Below are 25,692 nucleotides of genomic sequence, written 5' to 3' on the forward strand. Positions count from 1 at the left end.
CCTCTTCAACAGCGCAATGCAAGACGCAAGTGTCGGGGCTAGCTCGCCGGCAGACAAGGGGGAGCAATGATCATCGCGAATTGTCAGACCATTGATCGGGTCTACATGACCGCGGGCTCAGCCCTCTATCGTGCCCGCCGCCTGACGGATGGGAAGCCGGTGCTGCTGAAGCTCCTTCCCGAAGACGCCGGCACAGTCCAATCCGCCCGTTTCAAACGCGAATACCTGCTCCTTCAAACGTTGAAAATCGCTGGCGTCGCCAGGCCGCTAACCTTGATCGATGACCGCGGGCGCCTCGTGCTGGTGCTGGAAGACTTCTCAGGCGAGTCGCTCGAGACCGAGTTGTGCCGCAGCCCGCGCCCGGACCTGCTTCGCTGCCTGACTATCGCCCATCACCTCGCCGATGCATTGGTGGGCATCGATGCCGCCCACATCATCCACCGGGATCTACGGCCGGCCAATATTCTGGTCGCGCCGGAAACCGGCCATGTTCTGCTGGTGGATTTCAGCCTCGCGACGACCCATGCACACACCGTCTCGCCAGAGGACGTTGTCGTATCCGTGGGCGAGTGGGCGTATATGTCCCCCGAGCAAACCGGCCGCATGAATCGTCCCGTGGATTACCGGACCGATTGCTATTCGATGGGCGTGTTGCTCTATCGCCTGCTGACCGGTCAGTTGCCGTTCCAGGCGAGCGATCCGCTGGAATGGACACATTGCCATATCGCCCGCATGCCACCGCCGCCGTGCGATATCGTACCCACGGTGCCGCAACCGGTGTCGGACATCGTCATGAAGCTGTTGGCCAAACTACCGGAGGATCGTTATCAAAGCATGCGTGGCGTGCAGTCCGATCTTGACCGCTGTCTGGCGCAGTGGCGCGCCGCCGGCCGGATCGAGCCGTTCCGGCTCGGCACGGACGATCTATCGGATCGCTTCCAGATTCCACACAGACTGTACGGGCGCGATCAGGAATCGAACGCGCTCCTCGGTGTATTCGAACTCATGACGGCCACCGGCCGGGCGGCGCTTGCCACTGTGTCCGGGTACTCGGGCATCGGCAAGTCCTCGCTGGTCGACGCCTTGCGCAAGCCGATTGTCACGAAGCATGGCTACTTCATTTCAGGCAAGTTCGATCAGTACCAGCGCGACATTCCCTATGCCACCCTGACGCAAGCGTTTGGCGAGTTGGTGCAGCAATTGCTGGCCGAAAGCGCGGCACGCATCGCCGGCTGGCGGCAACGACTGCAGGCCGCGGTCGGTGTCAATGGCCGGCTCATTCTCGATGTGCTGCCCAAAGTCGAGCTGATCATCGGCGCGCAGCCTCCGGTACCGGCGCTGCCGCCAACGGAGGCTCAGAACCGGTTTCGCCTGGTCTTCCGGCAATTCGTCACCGTGTTCACGAGCAAGGCACACCCGCTGGTCCTCTTCCTGGATGACCTGCAGTGGATCGACGCAGCCAGCCTGGCGCTCGTCGAACACCTGCTCACCCACCCGGACACCTGCTATCTGCTGCTGATCGGCGCCTATCGCGACAACGAAGTGAGCGCAGCGCATCCGCTTATGAAGAGCCTCGATGCGATCCATCAAAGCGGCACCGCGATGATCGACATCCAGCTCGCGCCGTTGTCCGTCGCGCATCTGAACCAGTTGGTGGCCGACACGCTGCATGCACCTCCCGCGTCGTGCGAGCCGCTCACACGCCTCATCTGCGAACGCACCGAGCGCAACCCGTTCTTCTTTATCCAGTTCCTGGATGCGCTGCACAAGGAGGGGTTGCTTCGGCGTGATGTACAGATTCACGCATGGCAATGGGACCTGGAACAGATCAAGGCGAAAGACTTTGCCGACAACGTCGTCGACCTGATGCTGGGCAAGTTACGGCAACTGCCGATCCCCGCACAGGAAGCGCTGCAGTTGGCCGCTTGCCTCGGCAACAAGTTCGACCTGCGAATTCTCGCGCTGGTCAGCGGCCAGGCCGAGGTTGAGCAACACCTCGCGCCTGCGGTGCGCGAAAATCTGATCTTGCGCACCCACGGCAGCGGTAAGTTTCTGCACGACCGGATCCAGCAAGCGGCTTATTCACTGATTCCCGAAGAACGCCGCAGTGAAGTACACCTGCGCATTGGCCGCGTGCTCCTCTCGAACATGACGGCCGACGAACTCGCCGACCATCTGTTCGATGTGGCGAACCAGTTCAATCGGGGCGCCGCGCTGATCACGGTGCAGCAAGAGCGCGAGCGCGTGGCTGAACTCAATCTCACGGCTGGCCTGCGTGCCAAGGCAGCGACGGCCTACGCATCGGCACTCGCCTACTTCACCGCCGGAGACGCACTGGTGACAGAGGATGGCACCGACCGGCACGCTGCGCTCACGTTCTCGCTCGGCTTTCAGCGTGCCGAATGCGAATTCCTGAACAGCTACCTGACGACGGCGGAACAACGGCTGTCGATGCTTTCAAACCGCGCCGCAAACCTCATCGATAAAGCCGCCGTGGCGTGCCTGCGCATGGCCCTTTATATGAACGCGGGGCAAGCCGACCGCGCCGTTGAAGTCAGCCTCGAATATCTCCGTGCCGTCGGCGTCACGTGGTCGGCGCACCCGAGGAAGGAGGAGGTGCAGCAGGAGTACGAGAAATTGTGGCAACGGATGGGCAACCGCTCGATCGAGCAGCTCCTCGAGTTGCCTTTGATGACCGATCCCGTCTGCCGTGCTACCCTCGACGTGCTAACAGCCGTCCAGCCGCCCGCGCATGCCACCGACATGAACCTGTATTGCCTCGTCGCCGGCCGTATGGCGAATCTGAGCCTCGAACATGGGAACAGCGATGGATCGGGATTCGCCTACGTCATGCTCGGCATGACCCTCGGTCCGCAATTCGGCGATTACCGCGCCGGGCTCCGGTTCGGCAAGCTCGGCGTCGATCTCGTTGAGAAGTACCGCATGGATCGCTTCAAAGCCCGCGTCTACGCGTGCTTTGGTGCCTTCATCGTTCCCTGGACGTCGCACATACGGTCGGGCCGCGCCATACTGCGGCTCGCCTTTGACACGGCCAACCAAACCGGCGACCTCACGTTTTCGGGCTACTGCGGCAACAACCTGATCACCAATCTTCTAGCGTCCGGAGATCCACTCGGCGATGTGCAGCGAGAAGCCGAAAGCGGCCTCGCGTTCGCACGCAAGATGCGGTTCGAATTTGTCGCCGACGTCATGACTGCGCAACTCAGGCTGATCATTGGACTCCGCGGTCTGACGCCCGATTTCGGCTCCTTCAACGATGCTGCGTTCGACGAAGACCGCTTCGAGCGGCATCTGGGCGCAGATCCGGGGCTCGCACTTGTGACTTGCTGGTATTGGATTCGCAAGTTGCAAGCGCGTTTCCATGCGGGTGACTACACTGGCGCCATCGCGGCGGCATCGAATGCTGAGCGGTTGCTGTGGACGTCGCCATTCTGTTTCGAGGTGGCGGAATATCATTTCTATGACGCACTGGCGCACGCGGCGCACTGCGATTCGGTATCGGCTGACGAACGACCCAGGCACCTGAAGGCGTTGTCCGATCACCATCAACGGTTCGAGATGTGGGCTAGCAATTGCCCCGAGAATTTTGCGGGCCGCGCCGCGTTGATAGCCGCGGAGATCGCTCGTCTCGAAGCTCGCGACTTTGATTCCATGCGGCTTTACGAACAGGCCATTCAAGCGGCACGCGAGCACCACTTCGTGCAAAACGAGGCAATCGCTTATGAGTGCGCGTCGGCGTTCTACCGGACGCGTGGCTTCGAGACAATTGCCGACACCTACATGCGAAAGGCGCGTGACTGCTTTGCGCGCTGGGGCGCCGACGGCAAGGTCAAACAGATCGACGCGCGCGCGCCGCAACTGCGCGAAGAGCCGGCTTCATCGGCGGCCAGTGCGTTCGGCAACGTCGAGCAACTGGATCTGCTGTCGGTCACCAAGGCCTCACAGGCCATCTCTGGCCAGATCGTGCTGGAGGATCTGGTCGACACGCTGATGCACATCCTGCTTGAAAATGCCGGGGCGCAGACCGGCCATTTGCTGCTCGCACGCAACGAGAGCCTGGTCCTCGCGGCCGAAGCGAGCGTCGAGCAGCAGACGATCCAGGTACGACGGCATCTGCGCCAGACGCTGCCCGCGCAGGCGTTGCCGGAATCGTCCATACGCGAGTCTGTGCTGCCCGCGTCCATCATCAATTACGTGCGGCGCTGCGAGGAGCGGGTATTGCTGGCCGATGCGATGCAGCCGAATCCCTTTGCAGCAGATGATTACTTTGCCCGCCGGCAACCCAAGTCGGTGTTGTGCCTGCCGATCATGCGGCGCTCTGCGTTGATCGGCCTGTTGTATCTGGAGAACAACCTGGCCACGCATGCTTTCCCGCCCGAACGCGTGACCGTGCTGGAACTGCTGGCCTCCCAGGCGGCGATCTCGCTGGAGAACGCGCTGCTCTACGCCGACCTGCGGCGCGAGAACAGCGAGCGCAAGCTGGCCGAGGAGGAGCTACGCGTGCGCGAAGCACGCATCCGGCGGCTGGTCGAGTCGAACATCATCGGCGTGTTCTTCTGGAACCTGGCCGGTATCGCCACCGACGCGAACGACGCGTTTCTCCGGATCGTAGGTTATTCGCGAGAAGATCTGCTGTCCGGCGATGTCCAATGGGCCACCATGACGCCTCCGGAATATCGCGCCGCCGATGCGCGGGCGCTTGAAGAACTACGGCAGCGCGGCAGTTCGCAGCCCTATGAGAAGGAATATATCCGCAAGGACGGCGGTCGCATCCCGGTTCTGGTCGGCGGCGCGCTAATGGCGGGCTCGGAGGAAAACGGCGTGGCGTTCGTGCTCGACCTGACCGAACAGAAGGCGGCCGAGGCCGAACTGGCAGCGCGGCGCACCGCGGCCAAACGAGCTGAGGAGCAGTTGCAGGCGTTGCAAGTTGAACTGGCCCATGCCACTCGCGTAACAACGCTCGGGGAACTGAGTGCCTCCATCGCCCACGAAGTGGGCCAGCCGCTCGGCGCGATCGTGACCAGTGGCGAAGCCTGCCTGCGATGGCTCGGCCACAAGGAGCCGCAGCCGGAAGAGGTGCGGGCCTGTGTGCAGCACATGATCGGCGAAGGCAGGCGCGCGAGCGAAATTGTCCGGCGTATCCGCACGCTCACCAGGAAGGCAACGCCGCATAAAACGCAACTGCAACTCAACGATGTGATCAACGATGTCGTAGCCCTGGTTCAGCGAGAAGTCCTGAATCACCGCGTTTCGTTGCGGCTCGAGCTTGCCTCAGGGTTGCCTCCGCTGCTCGGCGATCGGGTCCAGCTTCAGCAAGTGCTCATCAATCTGGTCATAAACGGTATCCAGGCGATGACTGACATCGGCGACAACTCGCGTGAACTCCTGATCGAGTCCCATCGGGATAGCGATGGGCACGTGATCGTTGCCGTGCAGGACTCGGGGCCGGGCATCGATCCGAAAGACACAAATCGGCTGTTCGACGCGTTTTACACCACGAAGGCCGACGGAATGGGCATGGGATTGTCGATCTGCCGTTCGATCATCGAAGCCCACGGAGGCGAGGTGTGGGCGTCTAACAATGCCGGGCATGGGGCCATCTTCCAGCTTAGCCTGCCTTCGATTGGCGGCGCGCCCTGAAAGGCAAGCCGGCGCGGTATGCAGGGCAGCAATCGTCCTGTTTGAGAGCACGGTCGAGACGCATCCGGACCGGCACCACGCTCATGAGCCGTTTATACATTCGTATGATTTCCGTGCGACGGCTTCCGAGCTACGATTGATCTGGAGTCGCATGCCACACGATTGCGTCTGGCACGCTCCGCTTTTGGTCTGTCGAGGCCCGTCGCTTGTGTCTTCTCAATTTATTTCCGTCGTCGATGACGATGAGGGTGCCCGGGTAGCGACCGCGAGTCTGGTTCGTTCGCTCGGGTGGCAGGCACGAGTGTTTGCATCGGCGGAAGAATTTCTGGAATCAGGGCTGATCGGCGAAACGTCATGCCTGATTTCGGATATACGGATGCCGGGCTTGTCCGGAATCGACCTGCACGACCGCCTGCTGGTCCTTGGGTACGCAATTCCGATCATTTTCACCACGGGATTCCCGACTGCCGCGCTTGAGGCCAAAATCCAGGCCAGAGGCGCCCCCCCTTTCCTCGAAAAGCCCGTGGATGCCACCACTATCGAGCGCTTGCTCGATCTTGCGCTGGGTCGGCCATAGCGCGTCGGCAACCCGTCAGAAGAAATCATTGCGAAGGACGCCTTTCATCCCCTCCAGCACATGCGCGAGTTATACGGGGGTATGAGATTGCTATCCGCATGCACGGGCGTTCGAACCGTTCGTAGAATGGTTTCGTGTCCCTCGGACCTGTACATTGTTCTCAAGGCCAATGTGCAAGCGCGATGCGCCTGACAGGGTCGGCCTCATTCATCACCAGTTCGTCGATCTGTACGCGAACCTGAATCCAGCTTCTTCACGATCGATGCTCACCGTTCGTTTCGCGGCTTAAGCCGTGGACCTGCTGCACAATCGTGGCTCATGGTGTCAGCCGGTGGTGGCCGCCGCAATCGCGGCATCTCTGAAGGAGCTGCAACCGATGCTGACCATCGTGCTTATCTACATGTCCGCTTTCCTTGTCGTCGTGGCGACCGTGCTTGTCGCAATGATCAAGACCGTAGCGCGCCCGAATCGTTGAAACGCGGACATGTCGTATCTATCCGCTGCCGTTATTCGCATCCACGTGATTTGACCACTCGCATTTTCGATGTTGTGGAGGTTGTCATGTTTATCCAGTCGAATCAGATAGCAGTGCCGTTTCCGTTCCAGCTCGACTTGGGCACATGGGCAAAAGCCGTGTACGAGAAAGCCCTCGGAGAGGGCTTCATTCACGTGCCCTGGGAACCTGACGAGGCGATCGTCCACCGCTTGCAAGCTTACTTCGACACTGGCCTGTCGCCTGCCGAAGCTGTGAGCGCGTGCTTCTGTCTGAACCACTAGCAATCACGCCGGGCGCTGAGCCCCAAACCGCCCGTCTGTCCCGCCCAATCAACTCGCACACGGGTGCGCGGCATCATTGAGCCCGAGCCTCGCAAGCGGCGGGGCGCCGCCTGCGAGGCTCACGCATCTTGTACGGTACGGCTGCCCGGATCAGAACCCGGCGGCCAGTCCGTCGCGCCGGGTGTCGCTTGCCGCCACATAGCCGCGCTCCGGATCGTTGCGATCGAGCTTCCAGATGTACTGGCCCGAGCCGAAGTCCATGTACGGATCGTCGACCGATTTGATCGTGTGGCCGAGATCCTCGAGCGCGCGCACCGTGTCCCCATCGAGTGTCGACTCGACGTCGACCGTGAAGTCGCGATTGACCTTCCAGCGCGGCGCGTCGCACGCGGCCTGCGGCTGCTGGCCGTAGTCGAGCATGCGCACGACAGACTGCAGATGACCTTGCGGCTGCATGTCGCCACCCATCACGCCGAAACTCATCACCGCTTCTTGCTGGCCGTTCACCTGCTGCGTAAGGAACGCCGGGATGATCGTGTGGAACGGCCGCTTGCCGCCCTCGACCACGTTCGCCGACTTCGGATCCATCGAGAACCCGTAGCCGCGGTTCTGCAACGAAATGCCGGCGTCCGGCACGACGATGCCCGAGCCGAAGCCCATGTAGTTCGACTGAATGAAGCTCACCATCATGCCGCGCTCGTCAGCCACCGACATGTAGATCGTGCCACCCGCCTTCGGCATGCCGAAATCGAACTGCGTGGCACGCTTCGGATCGATCAACTTCGCGCGCGACTTCAGGTACGCGTCGTCGAGCATCTGTTCGGGCGTGACTTCCATGGAACGCGGATCGGCGACGTACTGGTAGACGTCGGCGAACGCGAGCTTCATCGCTTCGATCTGCAGGTGCTGCGATTCGATGCCGTCAACCGGCAGCGCGCCCACGTCGAACTGCTCGAGAATGCCGAGCGCGATCAGCGCGGCAATGCCCTGGCCGTTCGGCGGAATCTCGTGCACCGTGTGGCCGCGATAGTCCTTGCCGATCGGCTCGACCCAGTCGACGCGGTAGTTGCGCAGGTCGTCCATCGTGAGCGCGCCGCCGCCCTGGCGCGAGAACGCGGCGATCTGCTCGGCGATTTCGCCTTCGTAGTACGCGCGCGGGCCCTGCTCGGCCAGCTTGCGCAGCGTCTTAGCGTGGGCGGGAAAGCGCACCAGTTCGCTCACTTCCGGCGCGCGGCCGCGCGGCATGAACGTGTCGGCGAAGCCTGGCTGGTTCCTCAGCTCGGGCACCGCCGCCGCCCACTTGTATGCAACGACGCTCGCCACCGCGTGCCCGCGCTCGGCGATTTCGATGGCCGGCTCCATCAGGTCCGCGAACGGCAGCGTGCCGAATTTCTGATGCAGCGCTTCCCAGCCGGCGATCACGCCGGGCACCGTCACCGCATCCCAGCCGCGCTTGGGGCGCTTCGCGAGACCGTTTTCCTCGCCGTACTTACGCTTGAAGTAATCGACATTCCACGCGGCGGGCGACACGCCCGACGCGTTCAGCCCATGCAGCTTCGCGCCGTCCCAGACGAGCGCGAACGCGTCGCTGCCGAGGCCGCACGAGACCGGTTCGACGACCGTGATTGCCGCGGCCGCGGCAATCGCCGCATCGATGGCATTGCCGCCTTTCCACAACATCCGCAAGCCGGCTTGTGCGGCAAGCGGGTGAGACGTCGAAACGATATTGCGCGCGAACACGGGCAAACGGGGTGTTGGATACGGGTTTTGCCAATTGAAACGTGTCATTGAAAACTCAAACGAAAGTGATGGGGGGCTGTCGGTGTATGGAAACGGTGATGGATTACGATTACGACTCGCGCGGATCGAGCGCATCGCGCAGACCGTCGCCGAGCAGGTTAAAACCGAGTACAGCCAGAAAGATCGCGATGCCGGGGAAAATCGACATCCACGGCGCCTGACTGACAAAATCCTTCGCGGTGTTGAGCATCGAACCCCACGACGGCGCCGGCGGCAATTGGCCGAGCCCGAGGAACGACAGGCTCGCTTCGGCGATGATCGCAGTCGCGATCGTCAGGCTTGCTTGCACGATGATCGGCGGCAGCACGTTCGGCAGGATGTACCGCACGATGATCCGTGCGTGGCCGAGGCCGATTGCCCGCGCGCCTTCGACGTATTCCTCGGCCTTTACGGTGATCGCCTGGCCGCGCGTGAGCCGGACGAAGCGCGGCATCGCGGAGATGCCGATCGCGGTCATCGCGTTGGTCAGGCTCGGGCCGAGAAACGCGGCGAGCGCGATGGCGAGGATCAGGAACGGAATGGACAGCAACGCATCGGCGATTCGCGAGATCACTCCGTCGACGAGCTTGCCGAAATAGCCGGCCAGCAAGCCGAGCGGCACGCCGATCACGACCGCGATGCAGACCGACACGACGCCCGCCAGCAGTGACGCGCGCGCGCCCCACAGCAGACGGCTCAGCACGTCGCGGCCGAGTTCGTCGGTGCCGAACCAGTGCACGGCCGAAGGCGCCTGCCGCACAGTCATGAAGCTGGCCTGCACCGGGTCGTAATGTGACAGCCAGGGCGCGAACACCGCCATCAAGACGATGAGCAGCACGAGCGCCGCGCCGAACACGGCGGCGCGATTGCGCATGAACTTCGTGATTCCGCGGCGCTTGCGGCGCGGCAGTACGGTCGTCTGCGACGCAGCGGCCGACGCGCGAACGGGGGTGGCGGGGGTAGCCATCAGCTGCGTCTCAGTCGGGGATTGAGGAGGACGTACAACACGTCGGCGCACAGGTTCACCACGATGAAGCACAGCGCGGTGACGAGCACGACACCCTGCACGACCGCGTAGTCGCGATTGAACACGGCATCGACGACGAGCTTGCCGAAGCCGGGGATCGTGAAAACCTGCTCGGTCAGCACCGCACCCGCGAGCAGTTCGCCGAACAGCAGCGCGAGCACGGTGACAATCGGAACCAGCGCGTTGCGAAAGGCGTGCTTGACGACGACGGTGCCGCGCAGCAGCCCTTTGGCACGCGCGGTCCGGATATAGTCGGTGCGCAGCACGCTCAGCATCGCGCTGCGCGTGTGGCGCATCAATTGCGCGCCGAGCGAGGCGCCGAGCACGAACGCGGGCATCAGCATGGTCTTGATGCTGAGCCAGAAGTCCTCAGACGGCGACACGTAGCCGGACGACGGCAGCAGATGCCAGCGCACCGAGACGATGAAGATCATCATGATCCCGAGCCAGAAGTTCGGGATCGACATGCCGGACAGCGCGAAGACGTTCGCGCCGTAGTCGAGCGCGCCGCCGCGGCTTGCGGCGGAGATGACGCCGGCCGGAATGCCGATGCCGATCGCGAAGATCATCGCCATCGCCGCGAGCTGCAGTGTGACCGGCAGCTTCTGCGCGATCAGCGACGTCACCGGCACGTCGGTGCGCAGCGACGCGCCGAGATCGCCATGCACGACGTCACGGACCCACAGCGCGTACTGCGTCGGCACCGGCTCGTCGAGGTGGTACTTGACGCGCAACGACGCGATCAGCTGCGGATCCTGATCTTCGCCGGCCATCGCCATCACCGGATCGCCGGGCAGCAGCTTCTGCAGGCCAAAGATCAGCATCGACACGAGAATCAGCGTCGGAATGGCGACCAGCACGCGATTTGCGATGATCTGCAGCATGATCGGTCAGCCCTTGATGCTGACGCCGCGCAGGCGGATCAGGCCGTCGGGATACGGCGTGAAGCCTTGCACCTTCTTCGACAGCTCGAACGGCCACGGCTGGCTATACACGTAGACGATCGGATCGTCGTCGGCGAGCAGCTTCGACGCCGCGTCGTACTGCGCTTTGCGATCCGCGGCGGTCAGCTTCACGCGCGCGGCGTCGAGCAAGCGATCGACTTCGGCGTTGCAGTAGTGCGCATAGTTGAGGTTGCCGGCGCACGTGTTGAACTGATGGAGATTGCCGTCCGGATCGACACGGCCCGACCAGCCGAGGTACATCGCCTCGAAGTCACCGCTGTGCGCGGCATTGAGCTCGGTCGCATAGTCGGTCGGCCGCAGCTTCAGGTTGAAGCCGGCTTCGCCGACCATCGCCTGCATCATCTGCACGATCTGGCTCGACACCGTGTTGTTCGGGTAAGTGAACTCGATGTCGACGTGCTCGTGGCCCGCCGCCTTCAGCAGCGCCTTCGCCTTCGCGACGTCGCGATGCGTCATCGGCAGCGACGCGTTGTAGTACGGGCTCGACTTCGGCACCGCCTGATTCGCCGGCGCGAAGATGCCCGCGCCGATCACCTGGTTGATCGCGTCACGGTCGATCGCAAGTTCGAACGCCTGCCGCACGCGCTTGTCTTTCAGCAGCGCGTTGCTGCGCTTGCCGTTGCCGATGTTGAACGTCACGTAGTAGTAGCCGAAGCCGCTGACCGGCGCGAACTTGTAGCTCGCGTCGCTCTTGACCGAGGCGACATCGGACGGCGCGAGGCGCTCAAGCATGTCGAGCGAACCCGAGCGCAGGTTTGCGAGGCGCACGGTGCTATCCGGGATCGGCAGGAAGATCACGCGCTGGACCGGGTATTTGTCGGCGTCCCAGTAGCCCGGGAATTTTTCGAGCACGACGCGATCGTTCTGCACGCGCTGGACGAACTTGTACGGGCCCGAACATACCGGATGCGCGGCGACGCCAGCCGGATCGGCCAGCGTCTTCGGCGCGAGCATCATGCCGGCGCGGTCGGTCAGCGTCGCGAGCAGCGCGGCGTCCGGCTGCTTCAACGCAATGGCGACCGTGTAGTCGTCGATTACGTCGACGTGATCGACCGACGCAAGTTCGCTCTTGCGGTTACTCGTCTGCAGCGTGCGATCGCGGTCCAGGTTCGCCTTGACGGCGGCCGCATTGAACGGCTCGTCGTCCTGGAACTTCACCCCTTGACGCAGCTTGAACGTCAGCGTCTTGCCGTCGGCGCTCGTCGTCCACGACGTCGCCAGCATCGGCACGATCTTCAGATCGGGCGTGATATCGACCAGCGCGTTGCACAGCGACGCAAACACGATCCGGTCGACGAGCTGCACGCTGCGTGCGGGGTCGAGCGAACCGATGTCGTCCTGCAAGCCGATCCGTATCGTCTGGCTGGTCTGGGCCATCGCGGCGGTAGCGCTGAGTGCGAGCGCCGCGGCAATCAACATTCTTCGCATGAAGACTTTCCCCTTGTTGTCCAATTCATAAAACAGTTTGGTGAACGGGCATTGGCGCGACGGCAGCTCGATTCTTCACCCGATTTTCATCCCGACCACCGGCTCAGTCGCCGCCGGCGGCCAGCGTCGTCTGGCGGTCGCGGTAGATCGCGAGCCGCTCGATCAATTTCGGGCTGACGCTCGTGGCCAGCGGTGCGCCGCCGCCGGCGTTCTGGATCTCGCGCCAGAAGTGGCAGGCGACCTGCCGTCCGTCCTCGAGTCGTTCGCTGATCGGCCGCGCTTGCGCGCAGTACGGCTTCGCATGCGGACAGCGCGTATGGAAACGGCAACCGGAAGGCGGCGCGGTCGGACTCGGCAGATCGCCGGACAATGCAGGTTTCGCACGCCGCTCGTGCGGGCTGCTCGCCGGAATCGCGCGCAGCAGCGCTTGCGTGTATGGATGCAGCGGCGCGTCGAACAGTGCATCGACATCGGCCAGCTCGACAATCTCGCCGAGATACATGACGGCGACGCGGTCGCTCATATGGCGGATTACCGCGAGGTCGTGCGCGACCATGATCAGCGTGAGGCCGAGATCCTGCTTCAGTGTCTCGAGAAGATTGATCACCTGTGCCTGCACCGAAACGTCGAGCGCCGACACCGGCTCGTCGCCGACGATCAGCTTCGGCTCGCCGGCCAATGCGCGCGCGATGCCGATCCGTTGCCGCTGGCCGCCGGAGAATTCGTGCGGGTAACGATCCGCGTAGGCCGGTTGCAGGCCAACCGTGCGCAGCAGTTGCGCGACGCGCTCGCGGTGCTCGGCGCCGTTGCGAGCGAGCCCGTGCAGCGCGATCGGCTCGCCGACGATCTGGCCGATCGTCATGCCCGGATTCAGCGACGCGAACGGATCCTGAAAGATGATCTGCATTTCGCGGCGCAGCCGCCGCAGCGGCGCGCCTTGCTGATGCGTGATGTCCTTGCCTTGATAGAACACGCGGCCGTCGGTGGAGTCGATCAGACGGACCAGCAGGCGGCCCAGCGTGGACTTGCCGCAGCCAGATTCGCCGACGATCGCGAACGTCTCGCCGGGATCGACCGCGAACGACACGTCGTTGACTGCGTAGACGGTTGGCGTGCGCGTGAAGAGATGCCGCGTACCGCCAAAATGCTTCGTCAGCGCGCGCGCCTCGATGATCGGCGTCGGCGAATTCGAAGCCGGGTGTGCGTGCGGCGTCGGCGTAGAGGGCGTCGTCATGCCATTTCCTTGCGCAACGACGGCGCGGCAGCCTGTTCGACCGGAGCAAGCCAGCACGCCACGCGATGCACGCCGGCGATCACCTTGTCGGGCGGCGCGGCGTCAATGCAGCGTTGCTCGGCGAACGGGCAGCGCGGCGCAAAGCGGCAACCGTTCGGCATCAACTCGGGCGACGGCACCGAACCGCGGATCGTCGCGAGCGCGCCTTCGCGCTTGCCGACCGACGGAATCGCGCCCATCAGGCCGATCGTGTAGGGATGTTGCGGGTCGTCGAACAGATCGGCGACCGTACCGTATTCGACGATGCGGCCCGCGTACATCACCGCGACGTGGTCGGCGACTTCCGCGACGACGCCGAGGTCGTGCGTGATCAACACCATCGCGGTGCCGGTCTCGGCCTGCAGATTTTTCACGAGCGCCAGCACCTGCGCCTGGATCGTCACGTCGAGCGCGGTCGTCGGCTCGTCGGCGATCAACAGGCGCGGGCGGTTCGCGAGCGCCATCGCGATCATCACGCGTTGGCGCATGCCGCCGGAAAGTTGATGCGGGTACGCGTCAAGCCGGGTTTCCGGCGCCGGGATCCGCACGAGCCGCAGCATCTCGAGCGCCTGCTCGCGCGCCTGCCCACGGTCGACATCGCGATGCCGCCGGATGCTTTCACCGATCTGCTCGCCGACCGTGAACGCAGGGTTCAGCGACGTCATCGGCTCCTGAAAGATCATCGACAGCCGGTTGCCACGAATATCAGCCAGTTCGCGCTCTGACAACGAGAACAGGTCCTTGCCTTCGAAATACGCGGTGCCGGCGACGCGTTGCGCAGGCGGGCTCGCGAGCAGCCCCATCAACGCAAGCGACGTCACGCTCTTGCCGCAGCCCGATTCACCGACGATGCAAAGTGTCTCGCCAGTGCCGACTGAGAACGACACGTCGTGGACGAGGTTCGGCACCTCCGCAGCACGCGAGAACTTCAACGAAAAGCCGCGCACCTCCAGAACCGGTCGGCGGGCGGCATCGGTCATGCTGGAAAACTCCATATCGAGCTGCTAGTCCTGTTCAAGGCTGTCTCTGCGGCGATTATGTGGTGCGCTTTCCAACAGAAAATATTAATATTTCTTACCGGTACTTAATTTTTTCTTGGGAATGAGCGATGCCGACCTTGCGCATGTTGAGAACCTTTCGGGCCGTCGCGCGCACCGGATCATTCGCGGCCGCGGCCGGGAGCGTCGCGCTGACCCAGGCGGCGGTCAGCTTGCAGATGCGCGGGCTCGAACAGGCGCTCGGCCGCCAGCTGTTCGACCGCAGCGGCCGGCAGATTGCGCTGAGCCGCCACGGACAAGATATCTGGCCGAAGGTCGAGCAGATTTTCGATCTGCTGGCCGAACTCGAAGCGACGCCGGCGGATTCGATGGTCGGGCCGGTGACCATCGGCGCGGTGGTGTCGGTGATCGGCGCGCTGTCGCTGGTCATCGCGCGTTTGAAGGCCGCGCATCCGCAACTGGATGTGCGGCTGCTGTCGTCGCGCTCCGACGAACTGGCGCGGATGGTCGAGGCGGGCGAGGTCGATATCGCGGCGGTCGTCGGGCGTGCCGATACGGCGCTGCCTGACACGCTGAAGTGGACGACGCTCTACACGGAGCCGCTGATGCTGGTGGTCAGCCGCGAAATCGGTGACAACGATCCGCGGCGGATTCTGCGCAACCACCCCTTTCTGCGCTTCGACCGGCGGGTACGCACCGGGCGCGTCGTCGAGCATGCGCTGCAGACCGTCGGCCTGACGGTCAACGAATACCTCGAACTCAACTCGATCGAGACGATCGCCGCGCTGGTGCGCGAGAATGTCGGCGTCGCGGTGCTACCGCTTCTGCATCGCGGCAACTGGCACAACGATCCGTTACTACGCGTGCTGTCGATCTCGAATCCGCCGGTGCTGCGCACGGTCGGCATGATCCAGCGCGCGTCATATGACCGGCCCGGCATCACGCAGGCGATAATCGATAAGCTGCACAACGACTGAGCGGCCGGTGCCCGCCGCTTCACCGCGGTCCATCTGCACACGACAACTTCTGGTCTGATACAGTCTTTCGTCCGGAAGCGGGGAAGCGCCTCATCAGGCGCCCGGACGCCGCCATGCGTTATCTTCGGCGACCCTTGCGCCCGACGGCGGCGCCAGCAGGCAACCCACCGGCGACCCTGAATCAATTGGAGCACGCAGCCATGAAGGCTTCACCGGCGGCGGTATCACGCACGTATGCAATGCCCGAGCGAAGCGACCGCCTGGATTTCTATATACGCGATCAGGCCTCACGCCCGGCGATTGAAGAGCCGCACAAGCACGAATACTTTCAAATTCAGATCAACCTGGGCGGCGATACGGAACAGCACATCGGCGGAGTACGCCGGCCGTTTCCTGCGGGTGCGGTTGCTTTTATCCTGCCGTATCGCTTGCATCTGATACCGCACCCCGCGCATTCACGCTTCATCGTCATCAACTTTACGCCGGCGTTTCTACACGCCAATACGGCCGGCATTGCGGATCCGCTGGACCTCGAGGATGTGTCGATCACGCAGGCGCCCGAACTCGCACCGTTCAGGCTTCAGGAGTACATCGACTTCATTCTGGAGGGCGCCGATCTCGCCGAAATCGAGCCGGTCTTGTCGCGCATGCTGGAGGTCAATGAGACGCGGGGCTTCGGTGCGACCACCCTCCTGCGCGGGTATCTTCTTCAGCTGATCGGGATCGTATGCCAGCGACACGCGGATCAGCTACTGCGGCTTTCCTCGCGTAACGTACAACGACTCGGCCGACGCGACGCTCTAGTCCGCGTGGACCGTCACGTCAATGCCCATCTCGCGAGCGACGCGCTGTCTCTGACCTCGGCCGCCGCCGCCGCGTTTCTATCGCCGAACTATCTTACTCATCTCATCAAGAAAGAGACGGGCCGGACATTCGTCGAGTGGGTGACCGAGCGGCGCATCGCACGCGCAAAGGATCTGCTGGCAAACGACAACCGGCGCATCAAGGACATTGCGTTCCTGGTCGGCTATCGCGACGAAGCCTATTTTTCGAGGCGGTTTCGTCAGTCGGTCGGTCAGTCGCCGAGCGACTTTCGCGACATGCACCGCAGTGCCGGTCAACGAAACGATGGCGCAACCGCACACAAAGGCGCACCGTAAGATCGTCCTGGTGTTCGGCGGGTTTGTCCTGCACGACGCGTTCGCAAGCCGATATCGTAGGTAGGCCAATACTACTCGCGAGGCTTACCATGACCGAATACTCAGTGACACCACCCACGATCACCTCCGTTGCCGTGAGCGGCTCGACGAGCCGCTTTCCCGTGCGCCGCGTGTTCTGCGTGGGGCGCAACTATGCCGACCATGCACGCGAAATGGGCGCCAACCCGGACCGGGATCCGCCGTTCTTTTTCTCCAAGCCTGCCGATGCCATCGTGCCAGCGAACGGCGTGCTTCCATACCCGCCGCTTACCTCTGACTTGCATCATGAGATTGAACTCGTCATTGCGCTCGGCAAGGAAGGAAAGGACATCGCCCCCGAAAACGCACTCGATTTTGTCTGGGGCTATGGCGTTGGAGTCGATCTCACACGCCGGGATCTCCAGGCGACGGCGAAGAAACTGAGCCGTCCGTGGGACTGGGCGAAAGGCTTCGACGCGTCCGCGCCGGTGAGCGAGATCAAACCCGCGTCCGGGCTGGGCCATCCATCCAGCGGCCGGATCTGGTTGTCCGTGAATGGCGACGTTCGTCAGCAAGGCGATCTCAGTGAGATGATCTGGCCTGTCGCGGACATCATCAGTTACGTGTCTCAGGCCGTGACTGTAAAACCGGGAGACCTTATCTTCAGCGGAACACCCGCTGGCGTCGGCGCACTGCGCCCAGGCGACAAGGTCACAGGCGGATTGGACGGCGTTGCAACCTTTAGTTTCGAGGTAGGCCCGCTGGCCGGATGAACGAGGCGCGGGAAGTAGCCGCAAGGTCTAGTCTGCGAACGAGTGCGTCCGGCGCGAACCGGGCGCACTTTCGCGGGAAGACGCGCGCCGCGCTCAATCTATCCGCAGCGGTTCACCGTCGAATTCGACCATGCAGCCGGGGCCGCCATGAAACAGCGCTTCGCGCGCATCTTCCACCTTCCCCGTTGCCGCGATCTCAGCCGCGTACAGTTCGGCGTCATCTTCCGGCACGTACCCGAGATAGCGCACGTCGGCATTGTCCCAGCGATTGCGCGCGTTATTGGATACGCCATACACGACCGCGAAGTGGAAGTCCGGATAGTCGATACAGCGGCGCGCCACCTGCACCATGTCGCGATGGCTGATCCACGTGAAGAGGTGGCGCGGTACGGTCGGCTTGTTGTCCGGGCGGAACGAGCCGATCCGGATGCAGGCAACCGACATGCCATGCTTGTCGGCGTACATCCGGCCTAGCGCCTCGCCGAACACCTTCGAGATGCCATAGCGGCTATCAGGGCGCGGCTCGACGCTGTTGTCGATCATCCGGTCGCGACGATGAAAACCCACGGCATGGTTCGAACTCGCGAACACCACGCGCTTGACGCCTGCTTGCCGCGCCGCTTCGAACACGTTGTAGCAACCCTCGATGTTCATGTCACGGATGCGCTCCCAGCGAGCCTCGTCGGGGATCCCGGCAAGATGCACGACGACGTCGACTCCCTCCATGGCCGGCAGAAGATCCTCCAGCCGCGTGATGTCCGCGGTGACGATTTCCTCGCCTTCCTGCGCCTGCGCCTGCGGCGCGATATCGGCGAGGCGCAGCGCATAGTGGCCCTGGAAACCGGCGCGGAGCACGCGTCCAATGTGACCGGCCGCGCCGGTAATCAGTACTCGAGTCATTGATACCCTCTCTGTGATTCAGGTAAAAACAGTTAATCGGTTTCGCCTTTCTGTACGGCGTAGCCAGCCGAGCGGCGATGGTGCGCTTCGAGATACGCATCGCGCGATGGCACCAGGTGGTCACGGCATAACCTGATCAACGATTCCCGGTCGCCGGTTCGGAGCGCCTCGATCATCTGGTGATGCTCGGCGCGAGCCTTCTCCAGATATTGAGGAAACACGATAGATACCGAACGGATGGCATGCGTGCGGCGCTCATACTCGCGAATCGCCTCGGTGAGAACCTGGCTTTCCGACAGCGCAAAAAACGCATGGTGAAAAGCCATGTTCGCGCGGAACACGCGCCGCAGATCGCCGGCGACGGCAGCTTCGTCGTGCTCTGCCTGAATTGCCGTCAATGCAGCGAGCGCCTCGCTGCTGACCGGAAAAACGATGCGCTTCGCCGCATCCGCTTCGAGCAGCTCGCGTAGCGCATACAGCTCCGTGACTTCGCGCGGTGTAAACGACTTGACCAGCGCGCCTACATTCTTGCGGCGCTCCACCAGGCCGCGCCGCTCCACCTCTGCCAGCACCTGACGCGCGACATGGCGCTTCAGGTTGAAGCGCTCGCACAGATCGTCTTCCACGAGCCGTTCGCGTGGATGCAGAACGCCAAGGACGATCTGCTCCTCGAGTTCGTCCGAGACGCTGCGCAGCGTCTCGTCGATATTGCGGTCGCGCTCGACCGGCTTCGCAGTGGGTGCATCGGAGCGTTTGGGCTTGGCAGCGTTGCTCATAGAAAAGGATCCGCAAAATGATCTAAGCCGCGAGCCTATACGAAAATATGATCTTCAACCCTTGTTTCCGTTGCCGGGAACGGTCGCGGTGATACGGGCAGCTTGTAGAAAGTCAAAGTCGCAGCCCTGGTCGGCCTGAGTGATCGTGGTCAGAAAGAGTTTGCGATAACCACGCTCGTCGGGATCGACAGGCCGCGCCGGCAACGTGGCGAGACGAGCCGCGATTTCCTCGTCACTGAGGACAACTTCGATAGACCGTTGTGCCACGCTCAGGCGAATCCGGTCACCCGTTTGTACGATCGCGAGGGGACCGCCGATCGCCGCTTCCGGTGTGACGTGAAGGACCACGGTGCCGGACGCCGTGCCGCTCATGCGGCCATCCGAAATGCGCACCATGTCTTTCACGCCCTGGCGGCCGAGCTTGCGCGGGATCGGAATGTAGCCCGCTTCCGGCATCCCCGGTGCACCGACCGGACCGATCCGCTTGAGCACGAGTATGTCGTGCGCTTCCACTTCCAGCTCCGGATCGTCGATACGGCGAGCCAGATCCTCCGCGTCCTCGAAGACGACGGCCCGCCCTTCGTGCTCCATCAGGCTGGCGCTTGCCGCTGACTGCTTGATGATCGCGCCGCCCGGCGCAAGGTTGCCACGCAGCACAGCAATCCCGCCTTGCGGAAAGATCGGGCGGGCAAACGGGCGGACAACTTCTTGCGGGAAACTCGCCGGGGCGGCGTCCAGTTCCTCGCCGAGCGTACGGCCGGTCACGGTGAGCGCGTCGAGATGCAGCAGGCCTTTCATTTCGCGCATGACCGTGGTCAGCCCGCCGGCGCGATGCAGATCTTCCATGTAATGCTGTCCAGACGGTTTCAAATCGACGAGCACCGGCGTTTCACGCGCGATCCGGTCGAGTTGCTCGAGGTCGATGCGAATCCCGAGCCGGCCCGCAATTGCCGTGAGGTGAATGATGCCGTTGGTCGAGCCGCCGATGGCGAGCAGCACGCGCAACGCGTTTTCGATCGCCTTGGGCGTCAGGATGGCCGCTGGACTCAGATCCTTGCCGATCATCGCCACGGCCTGCGCGCCGGTGCGCTCCGCAATGCGGATACGGTCGGCGGTCACCGCAGGCGCGGACGCGCCACCCGGCAGCATGATGCCCAAGGCTTCCGCGATGCAGGCCATCGTGCTTGCCGTTCCCATCACCGAACAGGTCCCGACCGTCGCGACGAGCTGATTGTTGACCGCTTCGATCTCGGCTTCGTCGATCTGGTCGCCGCGAAAACTCGCCCAGAAACGACGGCAGTCCGTGCACGCCCCCACCCGTTCACCGCGATGCGAGCCGGTGAGCATGGCACCCGTCACCAGTTGAATAGCGGGAACGCCCGCTGCCGCCGCACCCATCAACTGGGCCGGCACGGTTTTGTCGCAGCCGCCGATCAGCACCACTGCGTCCATCGGCTGGGCCCGGATCATCTCCTCCGTGTCCATCGACATCAGATTGCGCAGATACATGCTGGTCGGATGCGAAAAACTCTCGGCGATCGAAATGGTCGGGAATTCGACAGGCAGCCCGCCAGCCAGCATCACGCCGCGTTTTACGGCCTCGATCAACTGCGGCGCGTTGCCGTGGCACGGGTTGTAGGCACTGCCCGTGTTCGCAATGGCCACGATGGGACGCGACAACGCGTCGTCGGTATAGCCCGCGCCCTTGATGAACGCCTTGCGCAGAAAAAGCGAGAAACCTTCATCGCCGTAGTTCGTCAGGCCCTGCCGCAAGCCGCTTTTCTTCTCGCTCATGGTTGCTCCTAAATCTTCGATGAGATTATCAATAATCTTGACGAGGATGTTACCGATACTTATAGTCTGTCCGCAAGCGATTCTTTTTTTGTTGCGGTCGGTGCCGCATTTCCTCTCTTCAGCAGCCTTCCGCCGAGGTCTTCATGAAGCATGTCGTGGCCTATCGTTCATTGCCTCCAGCCGTGCTGGGGCTTCTTCGCGAGCACTGTTCCGTCAAGCTGGTCGACGTTTCGTCCGGCGACCTCGCGCCGTTCAGGCACGCCTTGGGCGCGGCTCACGGAATGGTCGGCAACAATCTCAAGATAACGCCTGAGATCCTCGATGCCGCGCCTTTGCTCGAAGTCGCGTCCACCATTTCGGCCGGCTTCGACGCGTTCGATGTCCCCGAACTCTCGCGCCGCGGCATCGTTTTGACGAATACGCCGGAAGAAGTCACCGAAACCACTGCCGATCTCGTGTTCAGCCTGATCCTCGCGACCGCCCGGCGCATTTCGGAACTTGCAGCCTGGACGCGGCGCGGCCAGTGGACGCGCACTATCGGCGAGGCGCAATTCGGTGTCGACGTGCACCACAAAACGCTGGGAATCGTCGGGCTTGGGCGCATTGGCAGCGCGGTTGCGAGGCGCGCCGCGCTCGGCTTCGGCATGGACGTGATCTATTCCAACCGCTCCCGCAACCCCGAAGCAGAGGAGCGCTACGGCGCGCAATGGCGGCCGCTTCCCGAACTGCTCGCGACTGCGGATTTCGTTTGCGTGCTGGTGCCGCTATCGCCCGCCACCGAGCGACTGATCGGCAGCGCCGAGCTCGGGACCATGAAGCCGTCGGCCATCCTCATCAACTGTGCTCGCGGACAGGTCGTCGACGAAGCCGCCCTCATCGAACATCTTCGTGACGGCCGCATCCGCGGCGCCGGTCTCGATGTATTCGAACGCGAACCGGTGTCGCCGGACTCGCCGCTGCTGCAGTTACCGAACGTGGTAGCGGTGCCGCATATCGGCTCCGCTACGCAACAGACGCGCGAAAACATGGCCATGCGCGCGGTACGCAATCTCATCGACGCACTCGACGGCCAGCTCTCGTCGACCTGTGTCAATCCCGAAGCGCTCCACGCCCGCACGTCTGCGCAACAGATCGCAGGCTGAATGGCGCGAAACACGCTCACCTCAATCAAAAGGAACACGCGATGACTTCAGTCAACCGGCCCCGCGGCGTTTACTCGCCCGTGGTCACGCCGTTCACAAGAGACCTTCTTCCGGATCACGAACGCTATGTCCGTCACTGCCGATGGCTTATCGAACAGGACGTCGGACTCGCGGTTTTCGGCACCAATTCGGAAGCGAATTCGCTCGCCGTCAGCGAGAAAATGAAGCTGCTCGAAACGTTGGTTGGCGCGGACATTCCGCTCGATCGTCTGATGCCGGGCACCGGCTGCTCGGCGCTCACCGACACGGTCGAACTGACACGCCATGCGCTTTCGTTGGGGGTGAACCATGTGCTGACTCTACCGCCGTTCTACTACAAGGGCGTCACCGACGAAGGTTTGTTCCGCAGCTATGCGCAGATCATCGAACGCGTGGGTTCCGACGCACTGCGCATTTACCTGTATCACATCCCGCCCGTGTCCCAGGTGCCGCTCAGCCTCGCGCTCATCGAGCGGCTGCTCGCCGCTTTCCCGGGCGTGATCGCCGGCGTGAAGGACAGTTCGGGCGACTGGAGCAACACCCAGGCCATGCTCGAGCGCTTCCAGCCGCATGGCTTCGATGTGTTCGCCGGCAGCGAAACGTTCCTGCTCGCCACGATGCGGTCCGGCGGTGTCGGCTGCATTACGGCGACCGGGAACGTCAATCCGGCGGCTATCGTGCAGTTGTATCGCCACTGGCAATCAGCCGACGCCGATGCCCGTCAGGCAGCACTGGATGCCACGCGCGCGGTGTTCGCCAGGTTCCCGATGATTCCTGCGCTCAAGGCAGCGATCGGTGTGTATTCGAACGATCCCGACTGGGGCGTCGTCCGCCCTCCTCTCGTCGATCTGACGCCAGTGCAGTGCGACGCGCTCGCCGCCGCACTCGGCGAGATCGGCTTCTCGATGCCAGGTGTCGAAGTCACGGCGTGATCGCCTGAAGAAGCGCCCGCCGGTTGCATGCGCAACCGGTGGTCTTTTCAGCTATTCATTGCTTCGGCTTCACGCCCACTCGTCCAGCGCGTATTCGTTTAGCGCGGCTTCATCGAAGTCGAATCCGAGGCCTGGACGAGTCGGCACGGTCAGCTTGCCGTCCGCGAACGACAGTTGCGTATCCACCAGCCGACGGAAATTCAGCACCTGATCGTCGGGAAAGAATTCGACATAGCGCGCATTGCTCGTCGACGCCACCAGATGCACATGCAGATCGTGGAACCAGTGCGGGCACATCGTCACACCCACGGCCGCGGCCGACGCCGCAATCCGCCGCCATTCGCTGATCCCGCCGCATACCGCCGCATCCGACTGAAGGATCGCGGCCGCGCGCTTGTCGAGCAGCGCCTGATGCCGCCAGCGCCCCGCTTCAATCTCACCGGTCGCAACGGTCACCGGCGTGCGCCGGCTCAGTTGCGCATGGCTGTCGATGTCGTCCGGACCGAACGGCTCTTCGATCCAGTACGGATTGAACGGCTCGTACCGGCGCATATATTCGAGCGCGGTCGGCACGTCGGACCAGGCGTTGTTGGCATCGAGCATCAGCAGCACGTCGTCGCCGATCGCTTCTCGTGCGGCCTTGATCCGCGCTTCCTCGCTGTGCGGATCGAGCCGCCCCACTTTCATCTTCACGGCGCGAAACCCCTGCGCCACGTAGCCCGCCAGTTCTTCGCCGAGATGCTCGGGCGTCTTGCCTTCGAGGTAGTAACCACCGCTCGCATAGGCCGGCACGGCGGCACTCCATGTGCCGCCGAGATAGCGGCTCAACGGCAGACCCGCAGCGCGCGCATTGCGGTCCCACAAGGCGATGTCGATGATGGACAGCGCCCGCATGACCGAACCCGCACGCCCTTGCAGCAGCGACTCGTCGTACATGGCGGACCACGCGCCTTCGACGTCGAGCGCGGAGCGCCCGCGCAACAGCGGCGCAAACAATTCGCGCACGGCATAGGTGACCAGCATGCCGGCGCGGTTGCCGCCATAGCAAAAGCCGATGCCGTAATGGTCATCGGCTGTCGTGACGCGCACAACCGTGTAGTCGCGGGCAGTGACGAGACGGGTCGAGAATGCAGTGTGGCGGTCAAGCGGCACACGGATGGTGCGCGCCTCCACCGAAACGATCCGCGAACGTGTCTGATAATCGGTTCGCTCGGGTTCAACGTTGACGTGTTTCATGGCAGTAGATCGACTCAAAAAAGACAGCGATGCTCACGCGACCGATCGTGCTGCCGCGGGCACGGTCGCGGGCGGGTGGCGCCACCTGCGCCGCCCTGACTCCTTGCCTGGCAGGACGGACCGTTCAGGCGGCGGTGGTATGCGTCTCGACTGTCTCGCCCGCCGCGCGCCGGCCGATGACCAGCACCATCGCCAGCACCCCGACCAGATCGACCGCCGCGCCGAGCACGAAGCCGCTGCTGTATCCGCCAAAGTATTGGACCGCTATACCCATCATGGTCGGACCGACAATGCCGGAAATGTTGCTCATCAGGTGAACAAAGCCGCTCACGCCTCCGAGATGCCTGCCCGGCACAAGCTCGTGCATGGTGGCCCAGCACGCTTGCGACGAGGCGGTCAGGAACAGCACGGCGAACGCGACAAGCAGTACCGCGGGCGTCACCGAATCGACCATGCTGACGCCCAGCAGGGCGAGACCCGACAGCGCGAGCGGCACAACCGCCGAAACCTTGCGCGCCAGCAGCTTGTTGCTCATGCGCTTGAACCACGCGTCGGCGAGCAGGCCGCCGCCGAAGTAGCCAATCCCGCCGCATGCCCACGGCACCGCGCTCAGAACGCTCATTTGCTTCATGTCCAGATGCAGCGCGTTGGTGAAATAGCTCGGCATCCACGAGATGAACACGAATAGCGTGTAGTTCACCGCGAAAAGGCCGACGCCAAGCGCGAGCGTGCTCGGACGAAACAGGTAGCTGCGCAGCGGCGTGCTTTCGTCGCCGCCTTCGGCCGGATGCGCCGCGCTGCGGCTCGCCTCGACCATCTCGCGTTCGGCCTCGCCGACCCACGCGCTTTGCGCCGGCTTGTCGGTAGCGAATATGCGCCAGGCGACGATCCACACCAGCCCGAACGCCGCGATGATCACAAACGAAGTACGCCAGCCGTAGGCGATGGCAATCAATCCGACCACCGGCCCGGCGATCGCACTGCCTACCGTCTGGCCCGAAAACGTAAAGCCGACCATGGTCGCGGTTTCATGCCGGGGAAACCAGTTGGTGATGGTTCGATTGGTCGTCGAGTTCATCGGGCCTTCGCCGAAACCGAACAGCGCCCGGAAGATCAGCAGCGTGCCGAATCCAGTCGCTGCCGCGGTCAGCCCGCAGAGAATGGACCACGTCCCCATTGCCCAGGAGAAAACCCGGCGTGGTCCGTACTTGTCGGCGAGTTGTCCGCCGACGAACGCGAAGATGGAGTAACCAAAGAAAAAACTGCTGAAGACGACACCGAGTTGCGATGGCGAAAGACTCAGCTCCTTATTGAGGATAGGCGCGACCACTCCGAGCGCCGCGCGGTCCATGTAGTTGATCGCACCCGCAATGAACAGCAGCAAGGCGACAACGTAGCGATACTTCCCAGTCTTCATGTTGTCTCTATTCCATGTAGTTAAGGATGCCGAATGTTATTGT

At 63.1% G+C, this 25,692-nt stretch carries 20 protein-coding genes; 9 read left to right on the forward strand and 11 right to left on the reverse strand.

Translation table 11 applies throughout. The annotated features are described in order from the left end of the window. The first annotated feature begins 105 nt into the window (after positions 1-105). The 4 genes from RI103_RS36820 to RI103_RS36835 all read left to right on the forward strand — a co-directional run bounded on the left by RI103_RS36820 (position 106) and on the right by RI103_RS36835 (position 7,015). Positions 106-5,661 carry an AAA family ATPase gene (locus RI103_RS36820; protein WP_310819339.1) on the forward strand — a complete coding sequence of 1,852 codons (5,556 nt, stop codon included), beginning with the start codon at positions 106-108 and terminating at the stop codon, positions 5,659-5,661. Positions 5,662-5,869: 208 nt separating this feature from the next. Then, entirely contained in the window at positions 5,870-6,238 is a 369-nt protein-coding gene (locus tag RI103_RS36825; protein ID WP_310818974.1) for a response regulator, read from the forward strand. Positions 6,239-6,530: 292 nt separating this feature from the next. Further along, positions 6,531-6,713 carry a hypothetical protein gene (locus tag RI103_RS36830; protein WP_310818975.1) on the forward strand — a complete coding sequence of 61 codons (183 nt, stop codon included), beginning with the start codon at positions 6,531-6,533 and terminating at the stop codon, positions 6,711-6,713. Positions 6,714-6,799: 86 nt separating this feature from the next. Further along, on the forward strand, positions 6,800-7,015 hold the full coding sequence (locus RI103_RS36835) for a hypothetical protein (protein ID WP_310818976.1): 216 nt from the start codon (positions 6,800-6,802) through the stop codon (positions 7,013-7,015). A 150-nt stretch (positions 7,016-7,165) separates the two neighbouring features. Here RI103_RS36835 and ggt read toward each other — a convergent pair whose 3' ends face one another. From ggt to RI103_RS36865, 6 genes are all read right to left on the reverse strand, one after another. Further along, on the reverse strand, positions 7,166-8,803 hold the full coding sequence (gene ggt, locus RI103_RS36840; protein WP_310818977.1) for a gamma-glutamyltransferase: 1,638 nt from the start codon (positions 8,801-8,803) through the stop codon (positions 7,166-7,168). A gap of 61 nt (positions 8,804-8,864) precedes the next feature. After that, positions 8,865-9,761, reverse strand: coding sequence for an ABC transporter permease (locus tag RI103_RS36845; RefSeq protein WP_310818978.1), 897 nt, complete (start codon positions 9,759-9,761; stop codon positions 8,865-8,867). Then, a complete protein-coding gene (locus tag RI103_RS36850) occupies positions 9,761-10,705 on the reverse strand; it encodes an ABC transporter permease (protein WP_310818979.1) in 945 nt (314 codons plus the stop codon). The genes RI103_RS36845 and RI103_RS36850 overlap by 1 nt, the downstream gene beginning before the upstream one ends. A 6-nt stretch (positions 10,706-10,711) precedes the next feature. Beyond that, complete coding sequence (locus tag RI103_RS36855) at positions 10,712-12,214, reverse strand: ABC transporter substrate-binding protein (protein ID WP_310818980.1); 1,503 nt, start codon at positions 12,212-12,214, stop codon at positions 10,712-10,714. A 103-nt stretch (positions 12,215-12,317) separates the two neighbouring features. Beyond that, positions 12,318-13,448, reverse strand: coding sequence for an oligopeptide/dipeptide ABC transporter ATP-binding protein (locus RI103_RS36860; RefSeq protein ID WP_310818981.1), 1,131 nt, complete (start codon positions 13,446-13,448; stop codon positions 12,318-12,320). Further along, positions 13,445-14,467, reverse strand: coding sequence for an ABC transporter ATP-binding protein (locus RI103_RS36865; RefSeq protein ID WP_310818982.1), 1,023 nt, complete (start codon positions 14,465-14,467; stop codon positions 13,445-13,447). The genes RI103_RS36860 and RI103_RS36865 overlap by 4 nt, the downstream gene beginning before the upstream one ends. Before the next feature lie 128 nt (positions 14,468-14,595). On the opposite strand from RI103_RS36865, the gene RI103_RS36870 reads away from it, so the two are divergent. The 3 genes from RI103_RS36870 (at position 14,596) to RI103_RS36880 (ending at position 17,413) form a co-directional block, all read left to right on the forward strand. After that, positions 14,596-15,462: a LysR substrate-binding domain-containing protein gene (locus RI103_RS36870; RefSeq protein ID WP_310818983.1), complete on the forward strand. Its 867-nt coding sequence runs from the start codon at positions 14,596-14,598 to the stop codon at positions 15,460-15,462. Positions 15,463-15,662: 200 nt separating this feature from the next. Further along, positions 15,663-16,622 (forward strand): helix-turn-helix transcriptional regulator, encoded by a 960-nt coding sequence (locus RI103_RS36875; protein ID WP_310819340.1) that lies wholly within the window; start codon positions 15,663-15,665, stop codon positions 16,620-16,622. An 89-nt stretch (positions 16,623-16,711) separates the two neighbouring features. Next, positions 16,712-17,413, forward strand: coding sequence for a fumarylacetoacetate hydrolase family protein (locus RI103_RS36880; protein ID WP_310818984.1), 702 nt, complete (start codon positions 16,712-16,714; stop codon positions 17,411-17,413). Positions 17,414-17,506: 93 nt separating this feature from the next. Here RI103_RS36880 and RI103_RS36885 read toward each other — a convergent pair whose 3' ends face one another. Genes RI103_RS36885 through RI103_RS36895 form a run of 3 tightly spaced genes read right to left on the reverse strand, consistent with a single transcriptional unit; the run spans position 17,507 to position 20,883 of the window. Continuing rightward, complete coding sequence (locus RI103_RS36885) at positions 17,507-18,313, reverse strand: NAD(P)-dependent oxidoreductase (RefSeq protein ID WP_310818985.1); 807 nt, start codon at positions 18,311-18,313, stop codon at positions 17,507-17,509. Positions 18,314-18,345: 32 nt separating this feature from the next. Then, positions 18,346-19,089, reverse strand: a complete 744-nt coding sequence (locus tag RI103_RS36890; protein ID WP_310818986.1) for a GntR family transcriptional regulator — start codon at positions 19,087-19,089, stop codon at positions 18,346-18,348. Positions 19,090-19,143: 54 nt separating this feature from the next. Beyond that, positions 19,144-20,883 (reverse strand): IlvD/Edd family dehydratase, encoded by a 1,740-nt coding sequence (locus RI103_RS36895; protein WP_310818987.1) that lies wholly within the window; start codon positions 20,881-20,883, stop codon positions 19,144-19,146. A 143-nt stretch (positions 20,884-21,026) separates the two neighbouring features. Here RI103_RS36895 and RI103_RS36900 point away from each other — a divergent pair, with 143 nt between their 5' ends. Together RI103_RS36900 and RI103_RS36905 are read left to right on the forward strand one after the other, a co-directional pair. Then, positions 21,027-22,025 carry a D-glycerate dehydrogenase gene (locus RI103_RS36900; protein ID WP_310818988.1) on the forward strand — a complete coding sequence of 333 codons (999 nt, stop codon included), beginning with the start codon at positions 21,027-21,029 and terminating at the stop codon, positions 22,023-22,025. Between the two features lie 41 nt (positions 22,026-22,066). Beyond that, positions 22,067-22,996 (forward strand): dihydrodipicolinate synthase family protein, encoded by a 930-nt coding sequence (locus RI103_RS36905; protein WP_310818989.1) that lies wholly within the window; start codon positions 22,067-22,069, stop codon positions 22,994-22,996. A gap of 69 nt (positions 22,997-23,065) precedes the next feature. Here RI103_RS36905 and RI103_RS36910 read toward each other — a convergent pair whose 3' ends face one another. Then, on the reverse strand, positions 23,066-24,232 hold the full coding sequence (locus tag RI103_RS36910) for a mandelate racemase/muconate lactonizing enzyme family protein (protein WP_310818990.1): 1,167 nt from the start codon (positions 24,230-24,232) through the stop codon (positions 23,066-23,068). A 124-nt stretch (positions 24,233-24,356) separates the two neighbouring features. Next, complete coding sequence (locus RI103_RS36915) at positions 24,357-25,649, reverse strand: MFS transporter (RefSeq protein WP_310818991.1); 1,293 nt, start codon at positions 25,647-25,649, stop codon at positions 24,357-24,359. Positions 25,650-25,692: the final 43 nt, after the last annotated feature.

The sequence above is a fragment of the Paraburkholderia sp. FT54 genome, from assembly GCF_031585635.1.
Lineage (GTDB): Bacteria > Pseudomonadota > Gammaproteobacteria > Burkholderiales > Burkholderiaceae > Paraburkholderia.

What these genes read in the sequence shown, in the direction of transcription:
- RI103_RS36910 (WP_310818990.1), bottom strand. Translation starts at nt 24,232, where the DNA reads ATGAAACACGTCAACGTTGAACCCGAGCGAACCGATTATCAGACACGT.
- RI103_RS36860 (WP_310818981.1), bottom strand. Translation starts at nt 13,448, where the DNA reads ATGACGACGCCCTCTACGCCGACGCCGCACGCACACCCGGCTTCGAAT.
- RI103_RS36905 (WP_310818989.1), top strand. Translation starts at nt 22,067, where the DNA reads ATGACTTCAGTCAACCGGCCCCGCGGCGTTTACTCGCCCGTGGTCACG.
- RI103_RS36835 (WP_310818976.1), top strand. Translation starts at nt 6,800, where the DNA reads ATGTTTATCCAGTCGAATCAGATAGCAGTGCCGTTTCCGTTCCAGCTC.
- ggt (WP_310818977.1), bottom strand. Translation starts at nt 8,803, where the DNA reads ATGACACGTTTCAATTGGCAAAACCCGTATCCAACACCCCGTTTGCCC.
- RI103_RS36900 (WP_310818988.1), top strand. Translation starts at nt 21,027, where the DNA reads ATGAAGCATGTCGTGGCCTATCGTTCATTGCCTCCAGCCGTGCTGGGG.
- RI103_RS36890 (WP_310818986.1), bottom strand. Translation starts at nt 19,089, where the DNA reads ATGAGCAACGCTGCCAAGCCCAAACGCTCCGATGCACCCACTGCGAAG.
- RI103_RS36870 (WP_310818983.1), top strand. Translation starts at nt 14,596, where the DNA reads ATGCCGACCTTGCGCATGTTGAGAACCTTTCGGGCCGTCGCGCGCACC.
- RI103_RS36855 (WP_310818980.1), bottom strand. Translation starts at nt 12,214, where the DNA reads ATGCGAAGAATGTTGATTGCCGCGGCGCTCGCACTCAGCGCTACCGCC.
- RI103_RS36850 (WP_310818979.1), bottom strand. Translation starts at nt 10,705, where the DNA reads ATGCTGCAGATCATCGCAAATCGCGTGCTGGTCGCCATTCCGACGCTG.
- RI103_RS36915 (WP_310818991.1), bottom strand. Translation starts at nt 25,649, where the DNA reads ATGAAGACTGGGAAGTATCGCTACGTTGTCGCCTTGCTGCTGTTCATT.
- RI103_RS36820 (WP_310819339.1), top strand. Translation starts at nt 106, where the DNA reads ATGACCGCGGGCTCAGCCCTCTATCGTGCCCGCCGCCTGACGGATGGG.
- RI103_RS36885 (WP_310818985.1), bottom strand. Translation starts at nt 18,313, where the DNA reads ATGACTCGAGTACTGATTACCGGCGCGGCCGGTCACATTGGACGCGTG.
- RI103_RS36875 (WP_310819340.1), top strand. Translation starts at nt 15,663, where the DNA reads ATGAAGGCTTCACCGGCGGCGGTATCACGCACGTATGCAATGCCCGAG.
- RI103_RS36865 (WP_310818982.1), bottom strand. Translation starts at nt 14,467, where the DNA reads ATGACCGATGCCGCCCGCCGACCGGTTCTGGAGGTGCGCGGCTTTTCG.
- RI103_RS36880 (WP_310818984.1), top strand. Translation starts at nt 16,712, where the DNA reads ATGACCGAATACTCAGTGACACCACCCACGATCACCTCCGTTGCCGTG.
- RI103_RS36895 (WP_310818987.1), bottom strand. Translation starts at nt 20,883, where the DNA reads ATGAGCGAGAAGAAAAGCGGCTTGCGGCAGGGCCTGACGAACTACGGC.
- RI103_RS36845 (WP_310818978.1), bottom strand. Translation starts at nt 9,761, where the DNA reads ATGGCTACCCCCGCCACCCCCGTTCGCGCGTCGGCCGCTGCGTCGCAG.